This window comes from Lacticaseibacillus sp. 53-4, assembly GCF_016861805.1.
Lineage (GTDB): Bacteria > Bacillota > Bacilli > Lactobacillales > Lactobacillaceae > Lacticaseibacillus.
Genome location: NZ_BOLT01000017.1, coordinates 1 through 26,883 on the forward strand (window position 1 = coordinate 1; position 26,883 = coordinate 26,883).

A 26,883-nucleotide genomic window follows, 5' to 3' on the forward strand; every position below is an offset into this window, starting at 1 on the left:
CCTCTGCATTCATTATACGACAGTAACGGAACGGTTCCCATGAAAACAAGGCACTTACAAATATTCAGTATCCACTACTTAATTCCAATTCAAAGCTGGTTCTCACTATTGATCCCAACTCTATAATTATAAAGCTCTAATAATCCATTAGCTTATTAGATAATCCCAATTATTCTACTTGTATCAAACATGAAACTGTCGGGATATTGGCTATAATGACGGCCTTCCTAAGGGGAAGGGCGAACATCAATGAAACAAGTAGAACGGACAGATTTAATGGCAAGGCTGCGCGATGCGGGGTGGTATTATATGATCTACAAATCGAGGAAAACAATGTTTTAAGCCACCACTACGGTGTTGAGCCTTGTACTCGGGACAGTTGGGGGGCAGGGGTCAAGCGGTCAAAGTTGCTGGGCTCAAAGGGGATGCGTCGGTTGTTCAGACGGAAAAACGTGAAGCTTCTGTCTCTTTCAGAGTGATTGGGTTTGACAAGTATCAAAACGCGATTTGGCAACTACAACTGACCGGTGCAGCAGCAGCTGCTAGTCGGCCGGCTTTCATCGTCGAAATGCCAGATTCGTGGGCGAACGATTAAATGTCTGAGGTTTTGAGTAAACGAAACGTTGGGACTACTGACGGGGCCACTTGGCAGCGTGGCCTGACCATCAACTGCGCTAATACCCAGGCCCTCCAGGCGAGAATCGCGGCCAAGTATCCCAATTACGCCATTTTTTGGCCTACTAACCCAGTGTTCCACGTGATCAGTACGCACGAAGCCGCAACCAAGGTGACCACGATCCAGCCACTGAATGCTAAGGATTTAAACGAAACAATTGGTGCAGGCACACCTGTGTCTTTTTCTCGCCCTCGTACACGATTCATCCCGATTACGGCGTTCAGTATACCGTTAGCTCAGGCACCGCTGGCTGGCGTGCAGAGACCGAATTTAACGGTTTGACCACCGATAGTAGAGCCATCCCAGCCGGCCAATCAATTAAGGCTGTCCTGCAGGCGTTTGTCAGTGATCCAGCAGATACGCCAGCAACGATTGAGGTGCCCGTTGATCTGCTTCCTGTAGGCCAGGTGTTAGATAATCCGCCATCGGTGAGTGCAAGCGACTATTACGACAACATGGCCAAAGGTAAACCGCCAGGGCCCAATCCGGGCACTCAGTCCGAACATCCGACCGATAAGCATCGGTTAAACAGGATGATCACACTGACAAACTGTCAACTGGTGAGAAACCTGACTCTGATACCGAGACTCAACCACGGGTACCTGATGATGGCGCCTCAACAAGTCAAGCCGGTCATGGTGACGGTCGGCAGTGCCCTGCCGGCGCGCTAACTAGCCAAGGAGCCCGCTGTAGAAGCAAACGGATGGAAATGCGGTCAAAACAGGTGCGGCTTGCAACCGTCGTAAGGTGTCGACGCTTTCTGAAACTGGGAATGACAATGCGCGTGCAGTCACACTTGGGGGCGCACTGGCAGTCTCGCTGCTTGGTGCAGCGGGTATTCGGCGCAAGTGTGAAGCAAACCAGTCCAGCATGTTCCAACTGAATGACACGGATCAAGAGGTTTCCACCACTACCGGCAAGTCGGTAATGACGGGGTCTTTATTCGTTGCCTTTTACTTGTTTTCGTTGACAGATGTAAACGAAGTGCTATACTGAAATCAAGGTTTACAAATGTAGACGTAAGGGAGCAAATATGATGGACACAAAAATAGACGAAATCACGCCGAGCGAGTGGGACTTGATGCGCATTGTTTGGACCAAGGGCAGTGTGCAGACGAGCGAGCTGCTTACGCTGCTTCAGCGCAAGCGCGACTGGTCGGATTCGACCATCAAGACGCTGCTGGGTCGGCTGGTCAAAAAAGGCCTGTTGGCCACGACCAAAGAAGGCCGCAAGTTTGTCTACCACGCCACGGTTGAAGAAGCCGAGGCGATGGACGAAACTGTCACGGAGCTATTTGCCCACCTGTGCGCGATGAAGAAGGGCGAGACGCTGGCCAATTTGATCGAAAAGACGCCACTGGCGGCAAAAGACATTGCCCGCCTTCAAGACATTTTGGCTGCAAAAGCGAAGACGGCGCCGGAGAAGGTTCCGTGCGACTGCTTGCCGCCGAACCCGAATGCGACCCCCAATGCTGACTGCGACTGTTAGGAGGAACTACCTTGAAAGAAACTGCGAAAAAGATTGAGACCACCGACCACCAGGCTGCTTCGGCGGCTCACCACAACGCCAAGCACGCTGCAGAAGCCACGATGAGCCATGGGACTGACATGGACGACATGAGTGACATGAACATGGCTGAAGATGCGGATATGGCAGGAATGGACATGGATGACATGGACATGGATATGCCAGGCATGGGCCACATGAACATGGGCGCCTTCAAGCAGAAATTCTGGCTGTCGCTGGTCGCAGCGATTCCAGTGTTCGTGCTGTCCCCATTCATGGGCTTGCACCTGCCGTTCCAGTTCACTTTTCCGGGCTCCGACTGGCTGGTGCTCGCGCTGTCGACCTTCCTGTACTTTTACGGCGGGCAGCCGTTTCTGAGCGGCGCTAAAGGGGAGCTCAAGGACAAGGCACCAGCGATGATGACCCTGATTGCAATGGGCATCAGCGTTGCTTACCTCTACAGTGTGTACGCCTTCGTGATGAACCACTTCGTGAGCCCAGGCGCGCACACGATGGACTTCTTCTGGGAGCTCGCCAGCCTGATCGTCATTATGCTGCTGGGTCACTGGATCGAAATGAATGCGGTGATGAACGCTGGCGACGTGATGTCGAAAATGGCGGCGCTGCTGCCAGGCTCAGCGCATATGCTGCAGGCGGACGGGACCACGGCTGACATCGCGCTGGCTAAGCTGCAAGAAGGCGCTTCGGTGCTCGTGCAGGCCGGGGAAAAGATTCCGGCTGACGGGATTGTTAAGGCCGGAACTAGCGCGGTCAACGAGGCGCTGGTCACTGGTGAGGCCAAGGCCATTGAAAAACACGTCGGCGACCAGGTGATTGGCGGCGCGGTCAACGGCAATGGGACGCTCACCGTCCAAGTCACCGGGACCGGCGAATCGGGCTACCTGGCGCAGGTCGCCAAGCTGGTGGCCGACGCGCAGGCCGACAAGTCGCGCGCCGAGACGATGGCAGACGTCGTGTCGCGCTACCTGTTCTACGCGGCGCTGTTGATTGGGCTGATTTCATTCTTCGTTTGGACTGGGATCGCCGGCCTAGACACGGGGCTCAACCGGCTGGTGACGGTGCTGGTCATCGCTTGCCCTCACGCGCTGGGCTTGGCGATTCCGCTGGTCGTGGCGCGCTCGACAAGTCTGGCCGCTGGCCGGGGTCTGCTGGTTCGCAACCGCCAGGCGCTGGAAACCGCCGGTAAAATCGACACCATGCTGATGGACAAAACCGGCACGTTGACCGAAGGCACGTTCAAGGTCAACGCGGTTGAGTCCTTCACTGACAGCGCAGACGAGAACACAGTACTGGGACTGTTTGCGGCCCTCGAAGCTGGCTCAAGTCACCCGCTGGCCACCGGCATTCTCGCTGAAGCCAAGGCACGCAAGGTTAAGACCCCGGCGGCCGAGAATGTGCAGACGCTGCAAGGCGTCGGGCTGCAAGGCACGGTCGACGGCACCGAATATGCCATCGTTACCGCCAACTACTTGAGCGAGCACGGCATCGGCTACGATTTGGATGCGTTCGACAAGCTTGCCTCAGCCGGCAACTCGATTTCATTTTTGCTGGCGGGTCAGACCGTACTTGGACTGATTGCACAGGGAGATGAAATCAAGCCGGATGCGCAGGCACTGATCGACGGGCTGCGCGCGCAAGGCATTGAACCGGTGATGCTGACCGGGGACAACCAGGCGGCCGCGGCCGTGGTGGCGCATCGCTTGGGCGACATTCAGGTTCACGCCGAGCTGAAGCCGGAGGACAAGGCCAAAATCGTGCGGCAGTATCAGAGTCAGGGGCACAAGGTCGCGATGGTCGGCGACGGCGTGAACGACGCGCCGGCCCTGGCTCGAGCAGAGATTGGCATCGCGATTGGCGCCGGCACGGATGTCGCCATCGATTCAGCGGATGTCGTGCTGGTTAAAAGTGACCCGCAGGACATCCTGACGTTCCTGCATCTGGGTCGCGTCACGACCCGCAAGATGATTCAGAACCTCTGGTGGGGCGCTGGTTACAACATTCTGGCGCTGCCGCTGGCGGCCGGCGTCTTGGCCGGGATCGGGATTATTTTAAGCCCGGCGGTCGGTGCGCTGGTCATGTCCGCGTCCACGGTGATCGTGGCACTGAACGCGATGAGCTTGAAACTTTAATCTTGCAGTTTTGAAGATCCGGCACGGCCAAGCGGCCTGCCGGATTTTTTGGGTCTCGATGCGATAAGATGGGCGAGTAAGCGATTACAAAATTATCTTGTTTTTTTCGGCCAGTCAGGTAGACTGTAAGGCTACGAAAGGGGGCGGGGTATGCAACCGCTGAAAATCGGAATTCTGAATGTCATGCACGACAAAGCCGAAACTAATGCGCGTTTTACCAAGGTGCTGACGCATGCCGGCGTGCCGGTCGAGCTGCATTTCTACTACCCTAAAACACACTACCCTGGCGGCGTACCGGCTGACGTCAGCCGCATTCTAGCGCCGCTGGATCTGGCCGCCGCGGCTCGGATGGACGGGTTCATCATCACCGGAGCCCCAATCGAGAAGTTCGCTTTCGATTACGTGACATACATCGACGAGGCGCGGGCGCTGATGGACGTCCTGGCGGCACGACGAGTGACTCAGCTGTACTTGTGCTGGGGCGGGATGGCCGCGCTGGATCATTTTTACGGCATTAAGAAACACATGCTGCCCCACAAGCTGTTCGGCGTGTATCCGCACCACCTAATCGCGCCATCGAGCTTGCTTCAGGGCCTACCTGAAGGCTTTTATGCGGCGCATGCGCGCTACGCCGAAATGGACCGCGCCCAGATCGAGGCGGATCCGCGGCTGCGGCTGGAGGCCACGACCACGGCCGGCGCACTGTTTTTGGCGGGCAACCGTCAGGCGCGACAGACCTTCATGTTTGCCCACCTGGAGTACGGGCAAAAAGGGTTACTGCACGAGTACCAGCGTGAGGTCGCGGCGCATCCGGATCGGTTCTACCGTAAGCCCGAGAATTACTTTGCGGATCCCGCGACCATGAGTGGGCCACAGTTTAAATGGGAACAGACCCAGCACGTCTTTTTCGACCAGTGGGTGGCGCGTGTGGCGAAGGAACAACAAGAAAAGGAGCGCATTTTATGATTGCAAACAACATTACGGAATTGATTGGCAAGACTCCGATGGTCAAGCTGAATCACGTGGTGCCAGCCGGCGCCGCGGACGTTTACGTCAAGCTGGAGTTCTTCAACCCCGGCGGCTCCGTGAAGGACCGCATCGGGCTGTCCATGATCGAAGCCGCCGAGCGCAGCGGCGCGCTCAAGCCAGGTGGCACGCTGATTGAGGCCACGTCTGGCAATACCGGCATCGGCCTGTCGATGGTCGCCGCGGCCAAGGGCTACCACATGATTATTGTGATGCCTGACAGCATGAGCATTGAGCGCCGTGCGCTGATCCAGGGCTACGGTACCGAGCTGATTCTGACGCCGGGCGCCGATGGCATGCCTGGCGCAATCCAGAAGGCCAAAGCACTGGCGCAGGCACATGGCTACTTCATGCCAAGTCAGTTCGACAACCCGGCCAACCCCGACATTCACGAGAAAACGACCGGCGAGGAGATCATCGCGGACTTCGGCGGTAAGACGCCGGACGCGTTCGTTGCGGGCGTCGGCACCGGCGGCACACTGACCGGGGTCGGTCGGGCCCTGAAGAAGGCTAACTCAGCCGTGCAGATTTACGCGCTGGAGGCGGCCGAAAGTCCCGTGCTCAAGGACGGCCACGGCGGCAAGCACAAGATTCAAGGCATTTCCGCCGGATTTGTCCCAGCCGTTTTGGACACCAGCTTGTACCAGGATGTGGTGGAGGTCACTTCTGACCAAGCCTTCGCGATGGCCAAGCAGGTCAGCCGCGAGGAAGGGTTCCTGCCTGGCATTTCCGCTGGCGCGAACATTTTTGGCGCCATTGAGCTGGCCAAGAAGCTGGGCGCGGGCAAGACCGTGGTCACCGTGGTGCCGGATAACGGCGAGCGGTATTTGTCGACCGACCTGTTCAAGTTTTAATCTTATTTGAGCCAAAAAATCAGGACTCTCCCGTGTCTTACTGGAGAATCCTGATTTTTTATTGGTTTGATGACAGTCTGTTGATACAGTGAGCTATCCAGCACATCAATTAATGGTGATTAGTACTTGCGGAGAGTGCAATTGCTTGATAGCCCGGATTTTGCACAACAAACGCCAGCGCAGCTAATGCACACGCCCCTCGAGCGGCACGGGTGTTGTCATACTTAACGACCTCCACTGAAGTATTTTTCTTCGTTGGAATAAACCGGAGTTGATTATTGATGGTGGCGAGAACCTGGTCGCTAAAGGCGGGATCTTGGAGCAGTCGACTATTAAGGTAGATGGCGTCGGCGTCAGACATCATCAGTAAGTTGGCGACAGCGATTGCCAAGTAATGTAGGCCATCTTGCAGCATCTTAGTGATGTAGGAATCGCCCAGCCTGTATGCCGCGAGAATGGTGTCCAAATTGATTTTATCCGGTGATTTGACCAAAGAGCGGAGAACAGTGATTGAAGAAGATTGGTAGAGGTCCCTGGCACGCTTAACCAGCCAAGTTTCGGAGATATAGGTCTGGAGACAGCCACGCTTCCCACACTCACACTGAAAGCCTTCCGGATCGACGACTGTATGACCAATTTCACCAATATAGTAATTGCGCTTTGGATGTAAGCCCTTCGATTGAAGAAAAGCACAGTATAGACCAAAACCTGCATGCATGAACAGAAAGTTCTCGGGCGTGCTTTCGACGTCAAACAGGTATTGGGCCATGGCCATGCACTCAACGTTGTTCTCTGCGACAATTGGCAGATTGATATCAGCCGCGATGATTTTAAGGTCAAAGCCTTGCCACATTTGATTGTTTGAAATAAGCGTATGATTCTCCGAATCGTAATGTCCGGGAATCGAGAGGCCAACCCCAATAAAGTGTCGCTCTGGATGTGCGCTGACCAAGTTGTTGATTGCATTGGCCACGCTGCGGTTGAGCGATTGGCCTGCAATCTCCTCATACGGTTGATAAGAGTGATCGATATGATGCCCGGTTAGGTCGGTCGCGTAGGCGGCAAACCCAGCCAGAGTGAAATCGACCCCGATCAGACAGCCATAGTTCGGGTCTAGTGAAATGATTTTTTGCTTTCGTCCTGAACCAGTAGCCCGCGCAATTTCTTCTCCGGTTTCTACTACCAGATGAAATGAAATGAGCTGAGCAATCACGGCCGAAACCGTGGCTGGTGTAATGTTGAGCGTCTGCGTAATGTCGGTTCTGCTTGCTGCAGGGTGCCTGTACAGGTACTGAACGACGTTGATCTGGTTAGTATTAAACGAATCTGCCATTATGATGTCTCCCTTAGTTCAAGTTTATCTTTAGAAAATAAAAAAATCAAATGATTCAGTTGACGCTGCAATATTGGACTTAAATTGGCAAATGCAAGCCATTACTTGCACGGTTTAAATTTTAAAAGGTAAAAAATTGCATTGACTAATAAGCGCTTTCATTATAGTATAAGTTCGGATTTAAAAATAAAAGGGAGATGTCATTATGCACGCGTTTATGGCTTTTTTGCAAAACAAGCTAGCTCCTTTGGGTGAACGTATCAGTAAACAGCGTCATCTCAAGGCGTTACGTGAAGGTTTTATGCTGGCGATGCCGCTGGTCTTGATTGGTTCGATTTTCCAAGTAATTGTCAGCTTTCCAGTGACCAGTTGGACTAACTGGCTCCACCAGGTTGGGATGGATGTTGTCCTCAATAATTTGGTCAGCAATAGTTTTGGATTAATTGCCTTATTCACATGTTTCGGGGTGGCCTATCGGTTGGCCACTTCCTATAACACAGATGGCCTATCGGCGGGTGCCTTGGCGCTGGCAAGTATGTTGCTCACAACACCGTCACTCACTGATAAGACTGGGGCAGCAGGTATTCCTTACGCTGGCTTAGGCGGCCAGGGGTTGTTCACCGCAATTATTGTCGGTTTCATTACCGCAGAAATCTTTCGTTGGTTCATTCAAAAAAACATTACGATCAAGATGCCGGACAGTGTCCCGGATGTGGTCGGTAAGTCATTTATGGCACTGGTGCCAGGCACTGTCATTTTGATTTTCTTTGAAGCAGTGACCTGGACTATTCGTACTGTTGGGATTGGTAGCCTGAACAATCTGCTTGCCATCATTATCGGTAAACCACTCAGCTTGATTGGCGGCTCATTGGTCGGCACATTTGTTGCGATCCTGCTCAACTCTCTGTTCTGGTTCTGTGGCGTCAATGGTGGTCAAATTGTGAATACCGTGATGCAGCCAATCTGGTTGCAGTTCACTGACGCTAACCGGGTCGCGATGGCTCAAGGGGCTGCGCACTTGCCAAATATTATTACGCAACCATTCATTGATCTGTTTGTTTACATGGGCGGTGGCGGTGCGACCATCGGACTGGCTCTTTGCTTAATGTTCTTCAGCAAGAGTCATGAGTACAAGACACTGGGTAGAATTTCTGGGATTCCTGCCATTTTTAACATCAATACTGCGATCCTATTCAGTTTTCCGACAGTTTTGAACCCTATTATGTTGATTCCATTCCTGCTGGCACCACTGGCAAACGCAACAATTACCTATTTTGCCATGCTGTCAGGGCTGGTACCTTTAACCACTGGGGTCGTGTTGCCATGGACCATGCCGCCGATTATTGGTGGATTCCTTGCTTGCGGTGGCAGTGTTGCAGCAGCAATTCTGCAATTTATCTGTGTTGTGCTTTCTGTTGCCATTTACTACCCATTCTTCAAGGCTGCAGATAATGCGCGGCTCGAGGAAGAAGCCAAGGGCAAGACAGCGCCAGTAAAGGGGGCCGAGGTATGAGTATCACCATCTTTTCAGACCGGCAGAATCAAACAACCTTGTTTGCGAATCAAGAGGCACAGTATTACTTTAGCAAGATGACCGGGGAGACAACTAAAGCAGTCGAGAATTCTCAGGCCGCCGATATTGTTTTGAACGTCGCTCCGGATGATCAGGTCCTCGATCACGCGCGTTATGATCAGGTCGGCGGCAAGGTGACCATTGTCGGTAACCGTCCTGTGGCTTTACTAATTGGACTCTATCAATATCTACATGATCAAGGTGCCCGCTTTCTGAGACCGGGACGTGCCAATGAGGTGGTTCCCAAGCCTGGCATGGCAATGCTTCAGACAGAGCAGCATTATGATCACACAGCCAGTTATAAACATCGTGGTGTTTGCATTGAAGGTGCGGATTCCCTTGAAAACATTGTCGATTTTATTGATTGGCTGCCAAAAAATGGTTTCAACAGCTTCTTTATCCAGTTTGCTAACCCATACACGTTCCTGAAACGTTGGTACAGTCATCAATTCAACCACTCCTTAACAGGCAAAGACCTCTCAAATGATGAGATTCGTGAGATGAGCGCAAAAGTTGACGCTGAAATTGCCAAGCGAGATTTGCGGCATCACCGGGTTGGCCATGGCTGGACCGGTGAGGTGCTAGGTTACTCTTCCGAGTTTGGCTGGGAGGATGGCAAAAAGCTTCCCGAGTCCAAGAAGTCATTGGTGGCAGAAGTCAATGGTAAGCGCGACCTGATCCAAGGCACACCAATTTTTACTAATCTTGACATGTCTAATTCGACGGTTAACCAGAAGATGGCGCAGGTAATTGTTGACTATGCTAGACAGCACTCAGAGGTCGACTATCTGCATGTCTGGCTTTCAGATGGCGATAACAACGTCTGCGAATGTGATGACTGTCAGAAGGTGCTGCCGTCAGACCAATATGTTGAGTTTTTGAACTACCTGGATGAACAGCTAACAGCGGCCGGGTTAAACACTAAGATTTGTTTTCTGCTTTACCACGAGCTGTTATTTGCCCCGGAAAGTGCGACAATTGAGCATCCGGAACGCTTCGTGATGATGTTCGCGCCAATCAGCCGGACTTTTGAGAAGAGTTATGCGGATGTCGATTACGCGCATGGCATTCCCGAGCCCACTCCATACGTTCGTAATCACACGACCCTGCCGAACTCGTTGGAGGAAAACTTGTCCTTCTTGTTCGCCTGGCAAAAGATGTTCAAGGGTGATAGCTTTGTTTATGATTATCCCCTTGGTCGTGCGCACTATGGGGATTTAGGCTACATGAAAATTAGCCAGATCATCAGCCGCGATGTTCAATACTTGAGTAAGTTACACCTAAACGGCTATATCAGTTGTCAGGAGCTGCGGGCTGGTTTTCCAACGACGCTTCCAAACTATGTCATGGGTCGGACGTTGTGGGACAAGTCCTTGTCCTATCAGACGTTGCGAGATGAATATTTTAAGGCTGCATTTGGTTCTCGCGTACATCAAGTGGTTGACTATTTGGAACGAATTTCCGCTCTGTCGAGTAGTGATTACTTCAATGCAATCGGGCCTCGGGTGAACGCCAATCAAGCGGCTCACTTCACCGCCATTGTTGATAATATGACGAAATTTTTGCCTGAAATTCAGGCAGGACTTGCGGCCTCAACAGGGGTTTCTCACCAGAATTGGCGAATTCTGGACTATCATCGCCAAGTATTCTCTAGGCTCGCGCATGCGCTGGCATTGCAAGCTGGGGGACATCAGCAGGAAGCAGAACAAGAATGGATTGAGTTCGAGGACGCAATCAAACTTCATGAACCGGCCTTTCAGCAAGAACTCGATGTTTATCGAATCACCGAAGTGGCAACCAACTACGCCGGTTTTAAGAACCGAGATGATTAATGAAAGTTAAGTCTCAAAATAATTGAAGACACAGATGCAATAGCATAGGTCTGTGATTGACATGCCTGCCCCGATTTATCTCCGGGGCAGGCTTTTGTTTGGGCACATGGCCAACCAGGAATAATTGAGATAGCGAACAGAATTGTCATGTCACCCCGTTGCAATCGCTTTCGGGGTATACTACCGGAAAGAGGAGTTGATGGGGATGAAAGGGGAACACTTACCAGCCCAGATCAAGACGGTCTGGCGCACGAAAGCGCTGATTGACGGCGCCGTTTGGCTGGCAATCACCATTTTTCTGGTGGTGGCGTGGCAGTTGTGGCACTGGCCGTGGTGGCCGGCCGCCATCACCTTTGCCGCGGCGATTTTGCACGCGGGGATCCACCTGGTGCTGATTCCGTACCGGTATCAGTTCTGGCGTTATCTGATCACACCAACCGCGGTGTATTTGCGCAGCGGCTACATTTTTCGTTCGGAAAAGGCGGTGCCAATCAGCCGCATTCAAAACGTCATGCTGGAGTCTGGGCCAATCATGCAGTGGCAAGGGCTGCAAGAGGTGCAGGTACAAACGGCCTCGACGACCGATTCGATCGCCGGCGTGACGCAGGAGGTGGCGGCCGAGCTGCGGGACCGGATCATGCAGCTGGCGCAGGAGGCCCGCGATGAAGGATGAACGTCTGCCGCGGGCCGCGCTGATTTTGATGCTCGGCCAGAGCCTCTATAATAGCGTGATTTATGTCATTGGCCTGGTCGTGATCGGGTTTCGGGACCGGGCCGATGGCGGCTGGATCGTCTGGCTCTTGGTCGGGGCTGGCTTCCTTCTGGTGGTCGCCAGTACCTTGGTGCGGTACCTGCGGTTTACCTACCGGCTTGCCGATTCCCAAGTCGTCATCAAATCTGGCCTGTTTGTGCGCAAGACCCGCCATATTCCATACGCCAAAATTCAGACGCTGCGCCACCAGCAGTGGTTTTTCCTCAAACCATTCAACTTGGAAAGTCTGGTGATCGAGACCTCCAGTAAGAATGGCAAGGAAGGCGAGGCGCAGCTGTACGCCGTGGCCCCGGCAGTGGGCGCGGAAATCGAGGCCCGGCGGAAAATGATGCGCGGCGAACAAGCTGCTGTGGCTCAGGCGGCTGCAGCCGAGGCGGACATCGCCGGAGCGGAGGATGCGCCAGTTGCAACTGTCAGTTCTGCTCCGGCTGAAGTCGATTCGCGAACCGCGCGCTACACGATTTCCGCCCATGACCTGAACGTCTACGCCCTGACCTCGCTGGGGTTTATCCCGATTCTAACTGGGGCGCTGTGGCTGTGGGACAAGTTCGACGACATCGTGCCTAATGGCTGGGAGCGCAACATTGATCACTACATGGCGCAGCTGGCCGCCGCGGCCTTGCTGGCGCTCATCGTGTTCGCACTGATCATCGGCATCCTGATTTCCTACCTACGTTTGCTGCAAAAATACTACCAGTTCACCCTGACGCAAAATGGGGACACGCTGACCGCGGCCCGTGGCCTGCTGAAGCGGACGCAGGTCAGCACGCGGCTGCACCAGCTGCAGGCGGTGCGCTTTTCCCAGACGGTACTGCGCCAACTGTTTCACCTGACTACGGTGCAGGGGCTGATCGCCTCGAATGCGTCAGACGACGAAACCTCTGATGCGATGGTCCTGATGCCGGTGGTCAAGGAGGACCAGACGCTGCCGACCATGCGCCGCTTCATCACATGGCTGCCGGCCGCGGTGCCACCGCTGCAGCCGGTCCAGCGTCGCCGCTATTGGTACTACATCCGCAACTCGGTGCTGACTGGGTTGGGGCTGGCGGTCGGGCTCTCGCTCGCGATTTATTTTTGGCAGGCGAAGTGGCTGGCCATCGCGATTGGCCTCAGCCTGGTCTGGGTGGCCTTCACCGCCTTTCAAGGGACGTACGCCGCGCGCAACGCCGGGGTGAAGATTCTCTCGCCAGATCTGCTGGTCCTGCAAAAGGGCGGCTGGTGGCGCCGGCAGCGCTTCTTCGTGCGGCGTGCCAACATTCAGTCGCTGGAGGTCAACACCAGTTACTGGCTGGCCAAGAAGCAGGTGGCCCACCTGGTGGTCAACGTGCGCAAAGGCGACGGCAACGAGAACATCGAGGTCAGTTACTTGGAACAGTCGATTGCCGACGCAGTGCGCGCCTGGTATCGCCCGGCCGATTTTCAAGGCGGCGGCCTGCAGTAGGCAGAAAATGAAGGCAAGCAAATAGGCATCTCGGCGGTTCGGCCGGGATGCCTATTCGATTCTAGTGAAGCTTATTTTGCCAACTTGGCGGCGTCGATGATGGCCTTCAGGTAGCCTTGGGTGTCGGCGAAGGTCGCACCGGAGACAACATCGGTGATGTCGCTCTTCTTGGTCTTGCCATCGAGCGTTGCGGTTGCGGCCTCAAGTTCGGCAATCGTCTTGCCCTTGGCGAAATCGTTGATGGCGTCGGCGTTTTCCTGCCAGGTGTGGGTCGCCTTGGCTTCCTTTTTCATCAGGTCGGAGTACGCCGTGTCATTGGCGCGCTTGGAGCCGAGGACGGTGCCGGCCTTTGTGGTCTTGCCAAAGTCGCTGTCGGAATTCGGCACGCCGCCGAAGCTGCTGCTTGGCACGTACTGGAACTCGTCGACGAAGGTGTCGGCAATCTTGTCGCCTTGCATCGCCACGGTCACGATGGCGAAGGACTGCTTGCCGTGAGGGGCGGCAAGGGTCTGGCCGGTCACGATATTGTTGTCCGTCGTTTCGATGCCGGTGGAGACCATACCGGTGGTCGCCGCGTCGTAAATGGACTGCAGATAGCCCTTGGTGTCGACGAAGGTGGCGCCGGAAACCACGTCGCTGACCTTCTTGGTTGCGGCCACGTCGCCGACTGCGGCCTTTACCTCGTCAATGGTCTTGCCCTTGACGAAGTCCTCGATTGCCGTCGCGTTCTCCTGCCAGGTGTGAGTCGCCTTGGCTTCCTTTTTCATCAAAGCGGAGTACGGCTTGCTGTTTTGGTACTTGCCGATCAGAATCTGGCCCTTCGGAAAGCCCTTGCCGAAGTCCGAATCGCCGTTTGGCACGGCGGTCCAGTCGGCGCTTTTGGCCACGTACTGGAACTCGTCGATCTTCGCGTTGACGATGGTGTCCCCGTTCAGGGTGACCGTCACGGCGGCGAATGACTGCTTGCCGTGCGGTGCTGCGTACAGCTGGCGCATCACCAGGGTGCCTTGGCCCGGCACGGTCGCGTCCTTGACGGCGCCGGTGCTGATTTTCACTTTGGCCGCTTTGGGCGCGGTCTTCGAGGTGCTGGTCTTGCTGCTGCTATCAGACGAGCTGGAGCTGTTGCCGCATGCGGCTAGGCTAAGTGTCATGAGCACGGTCGCCCCGATAATCGTGATCTTCTTCATAAAAAAGTCCTCCCTATAAAAGCGTTTTCATGGCTTATGTGAAGTGTATCACAGTGAGCGCCCTGAGCACCAGAGAAAAATTCAACGGGTGAATCAAATACCGCTGAAGGCGTAAAAAGACGCCTAGCCGCTCGCGAATCGCTGGCGGCAAGACGTCTCATGTTGGTTAAATGACCTTATTCAAGAATAGGTTGAGCTCATCGAAGACATCATCGAGGTAACCCTTAGCGTGGCGACTGCCGGTCACCGTCCGCAGGGTGAACGGCACCTGAGCCTGACTCAGCGCCTTGCCCATTTGAAACAGGCCGCTGGTTGGCACGAACTCGTTCAGCGAGTTGGCTAGGTACAGCGGGCCGGTTTTGGCGGTGACACGCGGCGCGGGTGTTGCTTTCGCGTAGTCGGCCGGGGCGATGTAGTTGGTCATGAACCATTTGTAAAACGGATCGTTAGGCCCGTCCTGATTAATGGTCGCGCTGGCCCGCTGGTTAAAGTCACTGGTGTCGCCTTCCGCCGCGTCGACGGCCTCGTGCTTGCTCAGCCAGTCGCCGATGTCCAAAATGCCGGACAGCGAAATGGCGGGGATGCCGTACTTGATGGCGAGCTCGACTGACATGTTGCCGCCGGCAGAGCTGCCGACCGCCGCCAGGTGATTTTTATCAAACGGCAGCTGGGCGGTTTTGACCCAGGCCATCAGCGTGTCCATGTCGTCCTGGGCTGCCGGGTAGTGGAAGGCCGGGGCGATGCGGTAGTTCGGTACCAGGACCACGTACTGGCGCGCCGCCCAGCGCTCGGCCCAGTCCTCATCCTTGGCCTTGTCGCCGCGGAACCAGCCGCCGCCGTGGATCTGAATGATTCCGCCGCGCGCTACGCCGTCCGGCCCATAAAGGTCCAGGGTCAAGTGGTTGGCCGCGTCGTAAACGACATCATGTTTGATTTGCATGCTACCACCTCCAGGGTCAGCTTAACCGCGATGGCGCGAAAATTCAAAAATTTTGGCTTGCACTGAGGCAAGGCCGGCCGCTTGACAGCGGTGCGCCATTTCGTATGATTACCTCAAGGAGGCGGGGGCAATGCAAGACGAAACGATTGCGGTAATGGCTGATGTGCACGGTAACCAGACGGCGCTTGAGGCGGTGCTGGCCGACGCGAAAAAGCACGTCGCCACGCGGTACTGGTTCCTGGGCGATTTGTTTCTGCCCGGACCCGCCGACGTGGCGCTGATCAAGTTGTTGGAAACAGTTCATCCCGATGTGTGGCTGAATGGCAACTGGGAGCTGGACATGTATGCAATCATGGCGGGCCGGTTCCATCTGGACAATCCGGGGGATGTTTACGTGGCGCGCCTGGTCGAATACGCGTGCGAGCATGTCAGCGCCGCCCAATGGCAGGCGCTGCAGGTGCATCCAATCGCCGGCGAGCGCACAGTCAACGGCCTGAAAATCGGCGTGGCGCACAATCAGCGCACGCGTCCCGGCGGCCGCGACCTTTACCCGACGCAGCCGCAGGACCATTTTGACCAGTTCCTGACTGCAGACCAGGACCTCGCCGTGTACGGGCACACGCACCAGCAGCTGATGCGGCCGACCTCTGCAGGCCAGCTCGTGGTCAATCCCGGTGCGGTCGGCCAGCCATACTCGCCGTGGCACAAGTTTTTCGCCGACCAGCGGGCGCATTACGCGCTGCTGCACGTCGACCGCCTCGGCCGCGTGGACGTTGAGTTCCGTAAGGTCGAATACGACATTCAAAAGGAGATTCAGCGCGCGATTCAGCAAAACGTGCCATACCCTGATCTGTACCGGCACCTGCGCGAAACTGGCGAGACGTCAACGCACGACCTGCCGCTGCTGCGCCGGGTCAACGCCGAGCACGGGTACGTTGAACAGGTCGCCAAGTTTTTCCATAAATAATCGCAAACAGCGCCCGCCATCGCTTAGGGATGACGGGCGCTGCAGTGTCTAAACCTTGCTGTAATAACCAAAGAAATCGTAGCTCATGTCGACTTTCAGGCCGTGAAAGTCGGACGTGAACTGCCAGGTGCCCACGTTGTTCACGCCGGGCTGGTTGGCCTGGTAGCGGGCGATCCAGAGGTTCAGCTTCACCAGCTGCGCCAGGTTCACGCGCTTGTACCAGATCCAGCTGGCACTGGTGTACAGGTCGACTTTCGAGTAGCCGGCCTGCTTCAGCGTGGTGATGAACGCGGCCACGCGCGCAGTCGTATCGCCTTTGATACTCGCGTCCTCCAGATCCAGCGCCATTACGCTGGTGTGGTTGAGGCCGCGCAGCTTAGCCGTGGCGGCGAAGTAGCGCGCCTCGGCCTTGGCCTGGTCGACGGTTTGGAACTTGGCGTAGTGGTAGCCGTGAACATGCATGCCCGCGGCCCAGGCGTTTTTGATCTGGGCCGGCGCCTTCGGGTTGCGGTAGCTGGTCCCTTCAGACAGCTTGACGATCACGGCCTTGGTCCCGACTTTTTTCAGGGTCTGGAAGAAGACGGCGGTGTCCGGGTTCCAGGAGGAGACATCAGCGACTAGTTCAGCCATTGAGTTCACTTCCCAACTTCCCGACGGCGGCGATTTCCTTGGTCAGCTTGGTGACCTCTTCAATCAGCACGTCGAGGCGATGCTCCACACGGGTGATCAGCAGGTACGCAATCACCACGCCGCTGGCCTGATTGATGAGGTAATTGGTGAGTTGTGCATCCATATTTTCTCCTTGGGTGGCGCTGACTTAAAGTTAGTATCTCACGTTCGTAAAAAAATGCCAACCGTTTGGGCCGGCATTTACGTAATTGACATAAACCTTTTTGCACAAGGCTGCCGCTTCGGCTTTTGGGAAAAACTTCAAAGCGGCAAGCTAGGGCTGCTGGCGACACTTGGGCGGGGCGGCTAGTCCAGCTCGGAGGCCGCCGCAGTCTGGTGCTGGCGGACGAAGTGGATCGTCAGACCAATCGCCAGGCCGACCAACGCCGGTGCGACCCAGCCCAGGCCGAGACTGGCAAACGGCAGGTAGGCATCGCGCAGGTGGGTGACCGCCAGCCCGAACGCACTTTTCGAAACGACGGCCGGGAACGAGGCGACCATGTCAAACAGCGCGGGCACAACGGTGAAGGCAACGACGAAGCCGTAGACGACCGGGTCGCGGTGGAACAGGTGCGAGGCAACGGACAGGCCGATCAGCACCATCGCCAGCGGGTACAGGAACATCAGCATTGGCGTCGACCACTGGATGATGGTGTCCAGGCCGAAGTTCGCGGTCAGGAACGACGCAAAGCTCATCATCGCCAGCCAGGCGCGGTAGCTGACCTTGGGAAAATGCTTGTGGAAGTCCTGCGCGAACGCCGCAACCAGGCCGACCGCAGTGGTCAGGCAGGTCAAGGTCAGCATCGCGGCCAGCAGCGCGTGGCCGCTGGCGCCGAAGTAATAGGTGACAATTTGGTTGAACGCGGTGCCGCCTTCGGAGCTGACGGCGAAGCGGTTGACGGACATGGCGCCCAGCCCGATCAGCAGGAGGTACACGAGGCCGATGGCGGCAGTGGCAAGCACGCCGGCCTTGGCGGTGAACTTGGCGACCTCGCCGTCTTTTTTCAGGCCGAGGCCGCGCACCGCGGTGACGACCGTGACCCCGAAGGCCAGGCCGGCCAGCGCGTCCATCGTGTTATAGCCCTGCAAGAAGCCGTTCAGAAAGCCGGCAGACTTGTAATCAGCCGTCACGGCGGCGGCCCCGACGCTGCCCATGCGGTTCAGGTAACCGGCGAAAAACAGCACGAACAGTAGCACCAGGAAGGTCGGGTTCAGCACCTTGCCAACCGCGCTAGTGATTTTATTTTCCTTGTACGACAGCAGGAACGCCGCCAGGAAAAACAGCGCGGAGAAGACCAGCAGGCCGCCTTGCGCCGCGGCTTTTGGCAGCATCGGCGCGACCCCGGTGGTGAAGGCGACCGTTGCCGTGCGTGGCGTGCCGAACAGCGGGCCGATGGTGGCGTGGATCAGGATCATGAAGGCTAGGGCGAACCACTTGCCCAGCGGTCGGCCGACGTCATAGACCCCCTTGGCGTGCGTGGCGGAAATGGCGAGCACCGACAGCAGCGGCAGGACTACCGCGGTCACCAGAAAGCCCAGTGCGGCCGGCAGCCAGTTGGCCCCGGCGAGCTGGCCAAGGTGCAGCGGGAAGATCAGGTTGCCGGCGCCGAAGAACAGGCCGAACAGCATTGAAGCGACCACCACATAGTCGCGCGTTTTCAGTTTTGGTTCCGTCAATGAGTCCATCAAACATTCCTCCTGCGCTAATGCGCTTGCCATGAGAAAAAGAAAAAGCACCCCGATCTCCACCTGGAGATCAAGGGTGCTTGTGCACGTTACCACCTTGAGTACGCGAAACTGTCGCCAGCTTCGCCTCGACATGTACGGCCCGCAGGCGATACACGGCCACTGTAATGGGTGGCAGCCATGACCCGTTACTCTTGGTTCGGGGCCCTGCTCGAAAGGGATATTCACCGACCGGGCCCATGCTTCCTTGCACCTAACGAAGCTCGCTGAATGGGGATGATCGATTACTGGTCTTTCTCATGGCAATTTGATTTGTTGAAAATGAGTATACGGTTAGATTGATGACCCGTCAAGCGTTTTTCTTCAAAAAGTGATCAGCCGATGAACTTGAACTTACTCCATGGTTTGATGAAGTCCAGCAGCATCAGCTCTTCCGGGGCAATGCTGCCGATTTTATTTTTGCGCGGCTCCTTGTGCGGCTGGAGGACAATCTGCAGCTCGTTCTTGTAGATGCCGAAGCCGTCGTTGCCGACCAGCACGTCGCCGCGCTGGAATTCCTGCTCATTATCGTGTGGGGCGTTCGGCACGGCCTTGTAGGTGACACGCGGCTGAGTCGAGCGGATCACGTTGGGGTTGATGTCGCCACGGCGGAAATGTTGCGGCGTCAGAGCGACCGTTTTTTCAATGTCATTGACGTCCTTGACGAAATCGATGTGGAACTGCACCTGGTAGCGGTTGATCTCGCTGAGCCGCTTCAGCTCGTCCTCGCTGGCGTACGCGTTGCCGATCAGCACGTCATCGATCAGCCCCGAGGCCCACAGGTGCTTGGCCTGAACTTCAATCGGCAGGCGCCGGTCGGCTTCAAGAGTCGGCAGGCCGTCGTTGACGTTCCACGGGCCCATGTTGCCGACTTGACTGGCGACGAACGCGGCGCTGTGAATGTTGAACTTCCGGAACCGCTGGGAACAGGCCTCAAAGAAATCGTAAGGCAGCGCGGTGCCAACTTGTGGGTAGAGGTTGTGGCAGCCGTACAGGTAAGGCGTGTTCGCCTGGTAGCTAATGATGTTGTTGAGGTAATCCACGTTGTTGGACATGTTCAGCTCGATGATCAGGCCATACGGGTTGTACGAAAGCAGGGCTTCCGTGGCCCCGTCAAAGCCCTGGTCGAGCCGAATGCCGTCGACGTGCAGGTCCGCGAAGAACTTGAGGTCCGAGTACGAGATCCCCAGCTGGTCGAAAATGCGCGGAGACACATCGATGATGGTTTGGTAGCCGAGCTGCTTGGCCACGCCGACGATTGTTTGATACTTCGCCTGGGTTTCCTCAACCGAATTACCAGCTTCGAGCATGCTCATGAACAGGCGGGTGAACCCGTACTTCTTACCAAGTTCCAGATAGGCCTTATTCTTCTCGAAATCACTGTGATCCGGGTAAATCGAAAGGCCAAGTTGACGCATTGTCATTGATTCATTCCTCCTAATTACACGGCTGCGCTGCGTTGAACGAAAAAGCGCGCCTACGATTCTTTTGGTTCCTGCCACCGGTGCCAGAACAGCACACCGCGCGAGTTGTTGGTGGAGACCACCTGGGCCTCGACTGGGTAGCGCTCGCGGATGGCCGCGACCAGGGTGCCGCGGAAACTTTGGTTATGGACCAGTACCGATCCGGAAAGCGCCAGTTTAAGCGGCGTCGGCTGATCGTAGCGGTCTAGCAAAACCAAGACTTCCTGGGCCAGTGCCTGCGCCGATTCGGTGATCACGGCCTGAGCCGCTTCGTCTCCGTCATCGGCCGCAACAGCAATCTTAGCGGCAAACGCGGCGAGGTGGGCGCGGTCCAACTGGTAGAAGCGGCGCACGGCGGCTGGCATCGAGTTTGCTTCAAGGAGCGACTGACACAAGGTGATGAGCGGGCTGGCCTCGCCGCGGTCATGAGCGGCGAGCGCCTTTTTCATGGCCAACGCGAAAATCTGGTAAGCAGACCCGGTATCGCCGAGCAGCTGACCCCAGCCGCCGACGCGCAAAAACTGACCGTTTTGCCGGCCGTACGTGATGGAGCCGGTGCCGGCGATGACCAGTGTGCCGTCCGCCCCTTCCAGTCCGTTCAGCAGCGCCAGCTCCGCGTCGTTGACCACCGCGGTGGGGATGCTGAAGTCCTTTTGAAGCTGAGCGGCCACGCTGTCACCGTTGCCTGTTGTCGCACTTCCGGCGATGCCAGCTAGGATCTGGGTGCAAGCCTGACCATCCAGCTCTGCGGTCAGCTTCTCAATCACGCGATGCAGGTTGCGCATTGTCCCTGGCCCGTCGATCAGGATGTTGCCCGGGCCGGCGGTGGTTTGCGCCAGCTGCTTGCCGCTGTTATCCCAGGCAGTGGCGACAATATGGGTGCCGCCGCTATCGATGCCGATTTGATACGTCATGGTGCTGCCTCCCTGTGTTGAGTTGTCCTGGCTTGATTACCCTTACATATTAGCAACGTGAAATATTTTTTCAAGGTTTTATTGAATTATATGGTTTTTTGTTTTATAAAGAGAACGAGTAAAGAAGAAAGGACTTGGTCAAAATGGCCTTGATTACATTAACCCGGGCGTCGCAGCGGCTGCAAAACCAGATGCGGACAACCGTGGTACTGCCAGACCAGCTGCCGGACCGACCGCTGCGCACGGTGTGGCTATTCCATGGCTTGGGCGACGACGGCTCCGGATGGCAGCGCAAAACGGCCATTGAACCGCTGGCGGTGCGCGATAACGTGGCGGTGGTGATGCCGGAAATGGATCGCAGCTTCTATCAAAATGAGGTGACCGGTGCGCCATACTATGATTATCTCACCCAGGAGCTGATACCAACCATGCGAAAGCTTTTGCCGCTGGATGCCAGCCCTGACAACAACATTGTCGCCGGCAATTCCATGGGCGGTTTTGGGGCGATGATGCTGGCGGCGGCTCACCCGGACTGGTTCAGTGCGGTGGTGGCTATCTCACCGGTGGTCGACCTGGGCGTCGTGCCAAGCATCATGCCCGACTACCGCCGCGTGTTTGGCGAAAAGGTGCCGGCTGACCAGCTGCGGCGCGCATTGAAGCAAGCAGACCAGGCCGCACTTCAGCGGATGCGGTGGTATCACACCATCGGCGACAGCGATTTTATGAAGCAGGCCAACGATGCCTTCAACGATTTTTTGACCCACGACCTTGGACTTGGGGTCACGTATCAAACCGGTCCGGGCGAGCATGACTGGTTCTTCTGGAATCAGGCGTTAGCGCAAGCCTGGACATGGTTATTTGATTCAAGTAAGGAGCATAACAATGGAAAACACAACTGAGGCACGTAATCCCGCGACGACTCACATTGACGTGATGAGCACGGCAGAGATTTTGAAAACGATCAACCAGCAGGACCAGCAAGTGCCAGCAGTCATTGCGGCCCCTGAAGTCATGACGCCGCTGACGCACATCGTGGACCAAGTCGTCGCCAGCTTTCGCGAAGGCGGGCGGCTTTTCTACATTGGCGCCGGCACCAGTGGCCGGCTGGGCGTACTGGACGCGGCCGAGTGTGTGCCGACTTTTGGCGTCTCCCCGGAAATGGTGCAGGGCCTGATTGCCGGCGGCCAAAGCGCGATGACCGAGGCCGTCGAGGGCGCCGAAGACAGCCAGGAAGGCGGCGCGGCTGACCTCAAGGCGCATGCTTTAAGCGCCAAAGATTTTGTGCTTGGCCTGGCGGCTTCCGGACGTACGCCGTATGTGATTGGTGGGCTCGACTACGCCAAAAGCGTCGGCGCCGGTACTGGCGCTCTCTCCTGCAATCGAGGCGCAGCCATTTCGGCGCACGCCGATTTGGTGATCGAAGCCGTGGTTGGGCCGGAGGTCGTGACTGGCTCGACGCGCATGAAGGCGGGAACCGTGGAAAAGCTGCTGCTGAACATGATTTCCACCACCGCCATGATCAAGCTGGGCAAGGTGTACGGCAACTTAATGGTCGATGTGAAGCCGACGAACATCAAGTTGGTCGACCGGGCCAAGCGCATCATCATGGCGGCCACCGGGGTGGATTATGCAACGGCTGAGAAGTACTACGAAGCCGCGGAGCACGAGCCTAAGGTCGCCATCGTCATGATTGACGGCGACACGGATCTGGCCCAGGCTAAGGCCGCACTGCAGCAAAGCGACGGCTTCATCGCCAAGGCGCTGAAAATTCTGAAATAGTTTTTCATGAATTGTCAGGAAAACTAACAAAATCGCTTGTCACGTTATTGGTGGGCACTTATTCTTGTTTACAAAGGAGGTATACCAATGTCAGTACGGGGACGGATCCTGAATGCCCGGGCAGAATTATCCGAGGCGGAGGATAAGGTGGCGAAATTCATCCTAGCCCACCCAGAGCAGGTGATTGGCATGACTGCGGCTAGCTTGGCCAAGGCGGCGGGCTCCAGTCCCGCCTCGGTGATCAGACTGACTAAGAGTCTGGACATTGACGGCTTCACCACGCTGAAGATCCTGCTGTCGTCAGATCTCACCAAGACGCCGGATGACCCGCAGAATTTTGCGGACATCACGCCCAATGAGCCCCTGCCTTCGATCAAAAGCAAGCTGCTGTCCAGCGCCTTGCAATCGATCCGGGAAACCACGGACCAGGTCAACCAAGATGAGGTGACGGCGCTGGTCAAGGCGGTGAGCAAGGCCAAGCAGCTGTTTGTGTTCGGCATCGGCGCGTCGAATTTGACGGCAGAAAACATTTGCCAGAAGTGGAATCGCATCGGTACGCCGGCGGTTGCCGACAATGACCTCAACTCGCTGCTGCCCAAACTGGTCAACGCCCGGCCGGGGGATGTGCTGTGGCTGATCTCCAACTCGGGCGAGACGCCTGAGGTGCTAGTGGCTGCACAGTTTGCCAAGAAAATCGGCGTCAAGCTGATCTCGCTGACGCGCTTTGGCAATAATAGTCTGGCCAAACAGTCGGACATCGCGGTTCACACCTCGCAGCCTAAGGAGGCGGCAAACCGCATTGCGGCGACCAACTCACTGCTGGCGCAATTTATGATTGTTGACATCATTTTTTATGACTTTGTCAGTTGCAACTTCAAGCAAACCTCGAAGGCTCTGGCGGATTCGCACCAGGTCATTCGCGATTACAAGAAGCGTCTGCTTTAATGGAATATACCAATTCCGGCTATAAAATGAAATGACAGAATTTCAGATTTTTTAGCCAAACTGGTTGAAATATAATTTCAGGCTGGTACACTTCATGGTGAAGGCGATTTCAAAAATCACCTAGCAGCAATTATTCTCAAATTAGGTTAGGAGTGAGTAGTTTGGATAAGATGATGAAGTGGGTCGAGCAAAAACTCGTCCCACCAATGGCGAAGATCGGGACTCAGCGCCATCTGCTTGCCATTCGTAACGGGGTTGTTTCCTCGCTGTCTCTGGTTTTAATTGGGACCTTCTTCATGGTCTTCATCAACCTGCCAATTAAGGCGTGGGCTGATGCGTTGGCACCGTACTCGGCGACCATCGTGATTCCTTACCGGATGACCATGGGTCTGATGGCGATTTACGCAACGTTTGTCATGGGGCAGGACTTGGCGAAGTCCTACAACTTGGATGGCGTGACCGGCGGGATCTTGTCGCTGGGTGCATTCTTCATGTTGCAGCAGCCGATCAACGTCTTGACCCCGAAGGCAAAGCCGCTTGGCTTCGTGATTCCAATGGCCAACCTGGGTGCATCCGGGATGTTCGGTGGCATCTTGGCCATGATCTTTGCGGTTGAGACTTACCGGTTCTTCAAGACGCACAACGTCACGATCAAAATGCCGGAGCAAGTGCCACCGGCCGTTGCCCGTTCGTTTGAAGCGCTGATTCCTGGCGCTGTGATTCTCACGTTTGTGTGGTTGATCCGGGATGTCCTGGGCTTCGACGTAAACGCCGCACTGCTGATGCTGTTCCAGCCGCTGACCAACATTTTGGGCAACAACCTGCTGGGCGCGCTGCTGCCAATGTTCCTGATCCACCTGCTGTGGAGCTTCGGGATTCACGGGATGTCGATCGTCGGTTCCGTGGTTCGGCCAATGTGGCTGATCATGCTGAACGCCAACGCCGATGCCCTTGCGAAGGGCACAGCTGCAACCAAGCTGCCATACATTGCCCCTGAACAGTTCTATCAGTGGACGGTTACCATCGGTGGTGCCGGCGCAACTTTGGTCGTCGCGATGATGTTCCTGACGATCTGCAAGTCGAAGTTCTTGAAGGAAGTTGGTCGGTTCTCCATCGTGCCTGCGATCTTTAACATCAACGAGCCGATGATCTTCGGTGCGCCAATGATGCTGAACCCGTACATGTTTATTCCGTTCAACTTAGTACCGCTGGTTCTGACCACGATTTCCTACTTCGCCGTTAAGTTCGGCCTGGTCAACGGCTTCACCACGATTCCAGCCTGGACACTGCCAGCACCAATTGGTGGTTACCTGTCTGCTGGGAACGACTGGCGCATGGTTGTGCTGATCTTGTTCAACCTGGTGGTTGCGACCGTGATTTACTTCCCGTTCGTGAAGGCTTACGATAACAAGATGTACTCTGACGAAATCAATGGCAACGGTCAGGATTCTGAATCCCAGGCTAAGCGTGACGCCGCAGCTGCCACTGACTAAAAGAATTTGAGGTGTTGATATGTTTTACTGGATACTCGTCTTCGCTGGCTTTCTGATTGTGTTTGCCTTGAGTCAGTGGGCCATCGCCGGGCTGAAAGCGCGGAATATCAACATTAACCGCTGGATTTGGGCATTGTCATCGTTTCTGGTGATGATCATCCCGTATCTGATTTGGCCGCACATGAACAGTGTGGCTTCGACGATCCTTTACGGTTTTTGCGCTTTGTTCGCGGTGATTTTCATGACCGAAGAGCACAGTTACTTCCTGAAGAAGGGTCACATGTAAAGATACAGCAGCACGCGAAGGTCGCCGACTTGTCGGCGGCCTTTTTGCATGGCGGCGCGGTCAAAAAAATGCCTACCGCAGTGCTGCGGCAGGCCGGAAGCCGGAAGCTTAATCGTAGTAAGTCATGCTGCCCAAGATCACGGGCCGGCTGGCTCCGGTGGCGCTGGGCACGTTGCTTGGCAGATGGTGCAAGGTTTGGTTGCCAAGAATGGTCATGGCAATGGCCTCCTTGGCGTCGGAGCGCAAGCCCAGCTGCTCTTGAGTCAGGACCTCAACGCCCTGGGCGGCTTTGGCTATCATGGCGAGCAGGGTCGGGTTGTAGCTGCCACCGCCGCCCACGATGAGCTGCGTGCCAGCTGGCGCGAACGGCTTGATCGCATCGGCAATGGTTTGAGCCGTCAGCGCGGTGGCTGTCGCGATCCAGTCGTCTGCTTTCAAGTCATAGTTGGCCAGCAGCGCTTCGGTGTATTGCTTGCCGAACACCTCACGGCCCGTCGTTTTGGGCGGTTGTTCGGCGAAGTAGGGATGCTTCAGCAGTGCCTGCAGCACGGTCTGATTAACCGTGCCCGCCGCGCCGTGTTTGCCGCCGTCATCGTACTCCTCATGGAAAAAGTGGCGGCACAGTTCGTCGATCACCATATTGCCCGGACCGGTGTCGAAGGCAAACAGGTCTTCGAGCTTGGCGTTTTGCTTGATGATGGTGGCGTTGCCGATGCCGCCGATATTTTGCAAGATGCGGGTGTGATCAGGGCTGCGATATAGCACGTACTCGGAGTACGGCACGATGGGTGCACCTTGGCCACCCACGGCCATGTCGCGGGCGCGAAAATCCGACACCACAGTAGTGTGGGTGAGCTCGGCGATAATCGCTGCGTTGCCCAGCTGCATGGTGCTACGCGTTTCGCCCTCCGGGGGATCCGGCAGGTGGTAAAGCGTTTGGCCGTGGCTGGCGACAAAGACAAGATTATCGCTGGAAATCCCAGCCTTTTGGCAAACTGCCAGCACCGCCTGGCCAAAGCTGCGGCCCAGCGCAAAGTCGAGGCTACACAAGCCCTCGACGCTGGACGTCGCGTTGGCCAGCTGTGCCTGAATCTGTGCTTTTTCTGTCGCACTAAAAGGTACCGTGATAAATTCTTTCAAGCTGACCTTGGTTTGTTCACTGGTGCCGGTGAGCTCGACTAGCGCGGCGTCCACGCCATCTAGGGACGTCCCTGACATCAATCCGACTGCTAACATAGAAGCTGCCTCCTTTTCCCTTAATGATAGCGCACTCGGCCCACCGTTGAAATTTTATTTCATATCCGCGGTCAAAAAAATTTGCGCAGGCCTGCGCCGCTCGATACACTGAGTA

At 55.9% G+C, this 26,883-nt stretch carries 23 protein-coding genes and 1 pseudogene; 15 read left to right on the top strand and 9 right to left on the bottom strand.

Annotation, left to right across the window (positions count from 1 at the left end; all coding sequences use genetic code 11):
• Positions 1-954 precede the first annotated feature (954 nt).
• The 5 genes from JUF21_RS07825 (at position 955) to cysK (ending at position 6,213) form a co-directional block, all read left to right on the top strand.
• Positions 955-1,347 (top strand): hypothetical protein, encoded by a 393-nt coding sequence (locus tag JUF21_RS07825; RefSeq protein WP_203623489.1) that lies wholly within the window; start codon positions 955-957, stop codon positions 1,345-1,347.
• Positions 1,348-1,709: 362 nt separating this feature from the next.
• Positions 1,710-2,165, top strand: a complete 456-nt coding sequence (locus JUF21_RS07830; RefSeq protein WP_203623488.1) for a CopY/TcrY family copper transport repressor — start codon at positions 1,710-1,712, stop codon at positions 2,163-2,165.
• A gap of 101 nt (positions 2,166-2,266) precedes the next feature.
• Complete coding sequence (locus JUF21_RS07835) at positions 2,267-4,333, top strand: heavy metal translocating P-type ATPase (protein ID WP_374706446.1); 2,067 nt, start codon at positions 2,267-2,269, stop codon at positions 4,331-4,333.
• 150 nt (positions 4,334-4,483) lie between these two features.
• Positions 4,484-5,299, top strand: coding sequence for a homoserine O-succinyltransferase (locus JUF21_RS07840; protein ID WP_203623487.1), 816 nt, complete (start codon positions 4,484-4,486; stop codon positions 5,297-5,299).
• Positions 5,296-6,213 carry a cysteine synthase A gene (gene cysK / locus JUF21_RS07845; RefSeq protein WP_203623486.1) on the top strand — a complete coding sequence of 306 codons (918 nt, stop codon included), beginning with the start codon at positions 5,296-5,298 and terminating at the stop codon, positions 6,211-6,213. The genes JUF21_RS07840 and cysK overlap by 4 nt, the downstream gene beginning before the upstream one ends.
• Before the next feature lie 109 nt (positions 6,214-6,322).
• On the opposite strand, the gene JUF21_RS07850 is transcribed toward cysK, so the two are convergent.
• Positions 6,323-7,546 (bottom strand): ROK family transcriptional regulator, encoded by a 1,224-nt coding sequence (locus JUF21_RS07850; protein ID WP_203623485.1) that lies wholly within the window; start codon positions 7,544-7,546, stop codon positions 6,323-6,325.
• 205 nt (positions 7,547-7,751) lie between these two features.
• Here JUF21_RS07850 and JUF21_RS07855 point away from each other — a divergent pair, with 205 nt between their 5' ends.
• From JUF21_RS07855 to JUF21_RS07870, 4 genes are all read left to right on the top strand, one after another.
• Positions 7,752-9,059: a PTS sugar transporter subunit IIC gene (locus tag JUF21_RS07855; protein ID WP_203623484.1), complete on the top strand. Its 1,308-nt coding sequence runs from the start codon at positions 7,752-7,754 to the stop codon at positions 9,057-9,059.
• Positions 9,056-10,951 (top strand): DUF4838 domain-containing protein, encoded by a 1,896-nt coding sequence (locus JUF21_RS07860; RefSeq protein WP_203663874.1) that lies wholly within the window; start codon positions 9,056-9,058, stop codon positions 10,949-10,951. The genes JUF21_RS07855 and JUF21_RS07860 overlap by 4 nt, the downstream gene beginning before the upstream one ends.
• A 205-nt stretch (positions 10,952-11,156) precedes the next feature.
• Entirely contained in the window at positions 11,157-11,624 is a 468-nt protein-coding gene (locus JUF21_RS07865) for a PH domain-containing protein (protein ID WP_239061436.1), read from the top strand.
• Positions 11,614-13,164, top strand: coding sequence for a PH domain-containing protein (locus tag JUF21_RS07870; protein WP_203623481.1), 1,551 nt, complete (start codon positions 11,614-11,616; stop codon positions 13,162-13,164). The genes JUF21_RS07865 and JUF21_RS07870 overlap by 11 nt, the downstream gene beginning before the upstream one ends.
• 71 nt (positions 13,165-13,235) lie before the next feature.
• Here JUF21_RS07870 and JUF21_RS07875 read toward each other — a convergent pair whose 3' ends face one another.
• Together JUF21_RS07875 and JUF21_RS07880 are read right to left on the bottom strand one after the other, a co-directional pair.
• Entirely contained in the window at positions 13,236-14,351 is a 1,116-nt protein-coding gene (locus JUF21_RS07875; RefSeq protein ID WP_203623480.1) for a peptidoglycan-binding protein, read from the bottom strand.
• A 166-nt stretch (positions 14,352-14,517) separates the two neighbouring features.
• Positions 14,518-15,291 (bottom strand): alpha/beta hydrolase, encoded by a 774-nt coding sequence (locus JUF21_RS07880; RefSeq protein WP_203623479.1) that lies wholly within the window; start codon positions 15,289-15,291, stop codon positions 14,518-14,520.
• A 130-nt stretch (positions 15,292-15,421) separates the two neighbouring features.
• On the opposite strand from JUF21_RS07880, the gene JUF21_RS07885 reads away from it, so the two are divergent.
• Positions 15,422-16,258 (top strand): metallophosphoesterase, encoded by an 837-nt coding sequence (locus JUF21_RS07885; RefSeq protein ID WP_203623478.1) that lies wholly within the window; start codon positions 15,422-15,424, stop codon positions 16,256-16,258.
• Between the two features lie 48 nt (positions 16,259-16,306).
• Here the strand turns inward: JUF21_RS07885 and JUF21_RS07890 are convergent, their stop codons facing one another.
• The 5 genes from JUF21_RS07890 to JUF21_RS07910 all read right to left on the bottom strand — a co-directional run bounded on the left by JUF21_RS07890 (position 16,307) and on the right by JUF21_RS07910 (position 21,029).
• Positions 16,307-16,888, bottom strand: coding sequence for a GH25 family lysozyme (locus JUF21_RS07890; RefSeq protein ID WP_203623477.1), 582 nt, complete (start codon positions 16,886-16,888; stop codon positions 16,307-16,309).
• Complete coding sequence (locus JUF21_RS11945) at positions 16,881-17,051, bottom strand: YvrJ family protein (RefSeq protein ID WP_225350801.1); 171 nt, start codon at positions 17,049-17,051, stop codon at positions 16,881-16,883. The genes JUF21_RS07890 and JUF21_RS11945 overlap by 8 nt, the downstream gene beginning before the upstream one ends.
• A 182-nt stretch (positions 17,052-17,233) precedes the next feature.
• Positions 17,234-18,613 (bottom strand): branched-chain amino acid transport system II carrier protein, encoded by a 1,380-nt coding sequence (gene brnQ, locus JUF21_RS07900; RefSeq protein ID WP_203623476.1) that lies wholly within the window; start codon positions 18,611-18,613, stop codon positions 17,234-17,236.
• Positions 18,614-18,987: 374 nt separating this feature from the next.
• On the bottom strand, positions 18,988-20,076 hold the full coding sequence (locus tag JUF21_RS07905; RefSeq protein WP_203663886.1) for a DUF871 domain-containing protein: 1,089 nt from the start codon (positions 20,074-20,076) through the stop codon (positions 18,988-18,990).
• Between the two features lie 53 nt (positions 20,077-20,129).
• The gene (locus tag JUF21_RS07910) at positions 20,130-21,029 is read right to left on the bottom strand and encodes an N-acetylglucosamine kinase (protein WP_203623474.1); all 900 of its coding nucleotides are present in this window, start codon (positions 21,027-21,029) and stop codon (positions 20,130-20,132) included.
• A gap of 143 nt (positions 21,030-21,172) precedes the next feature.
• On the opposite strand from JUF21_RS07910, the gene JUF21_RS07915 reads away from it, so the two are divergent.
• The 5 genes from JUF21_RS07915 (at position 21,173) to JUF21_RS07935 (ending at position 25,532) form a co-directional block, all read left to right on the top strand.
• Positions 21,173-21,928, top strand: coding sequence for an alpha/beta hydrolase family protein (locus JUF21_RS07915; protein WP_203623473.1), 756 nt, complete (start codon positions 21,173-21,175; stop codon positions 21,926-21,928).
• On the top strand, positions 21,912-22,808 hold the full coding sequence (gene murQ, locus JUF21_RS07920) for an N-acetylmuramic acid 6-phosphate etherase (protein WP_203663894.1): 897 nt from the start codon (positions 21,912-21,914) through the stop codon (positions 22,806-22,808). The genes JUF21_RS07915 and murQ overlap by 17 nt, the downstream gene beginning before the upstream one ends.
• An 87-nt stretch (positions 22,809-22,895) precedes the next feature.
• A complete protein-coding gene (locus JUF21_RS07925; protein ID WP_203623471.1) occupies positions 22,896-23,753 on the top strand; it encodes a MurR/RpiR family transcriptional regulator in 858 nt (285 codons plus the stop codon).
• 161 nt (positions 23,754-23,914) lie between these two features.
• Entirely contained in the window at positions 23,915-25,246 is a 1,332-nt protein-coding gene (locus tag JUF21_RS07930; protein WP_203623470.1) for a PTS sugar transporter subunit IIC, read from the top strand.
• 19 nt (positions 25,247-25,265) lie between these two features.
• Positions 25,266-25,532, top strand: a complete 267-nt coding sequence (locus JUF21_RS07935) for a diacylglycerol kinase (protein WP_203623469.1) — start codon at positions 25,266-25,268, stop codon at positions 25,530-25,532.
• 108 nt (positions 25,533-25,640) lie between these two features.
• Here JUF21_RS07935 and anmK read toward each other — a convergent pair.
• Positions 25,641-26,771 (bottom strand): annotated as a pseudogene (anmK, locus tag JUF21_RS07940) (anhydro-N-acetylmuramic acid kinase AnmK); the annotation flags it as partial.
• Positions 26,772-26,883: the final 112 nt, after the last annotated feature.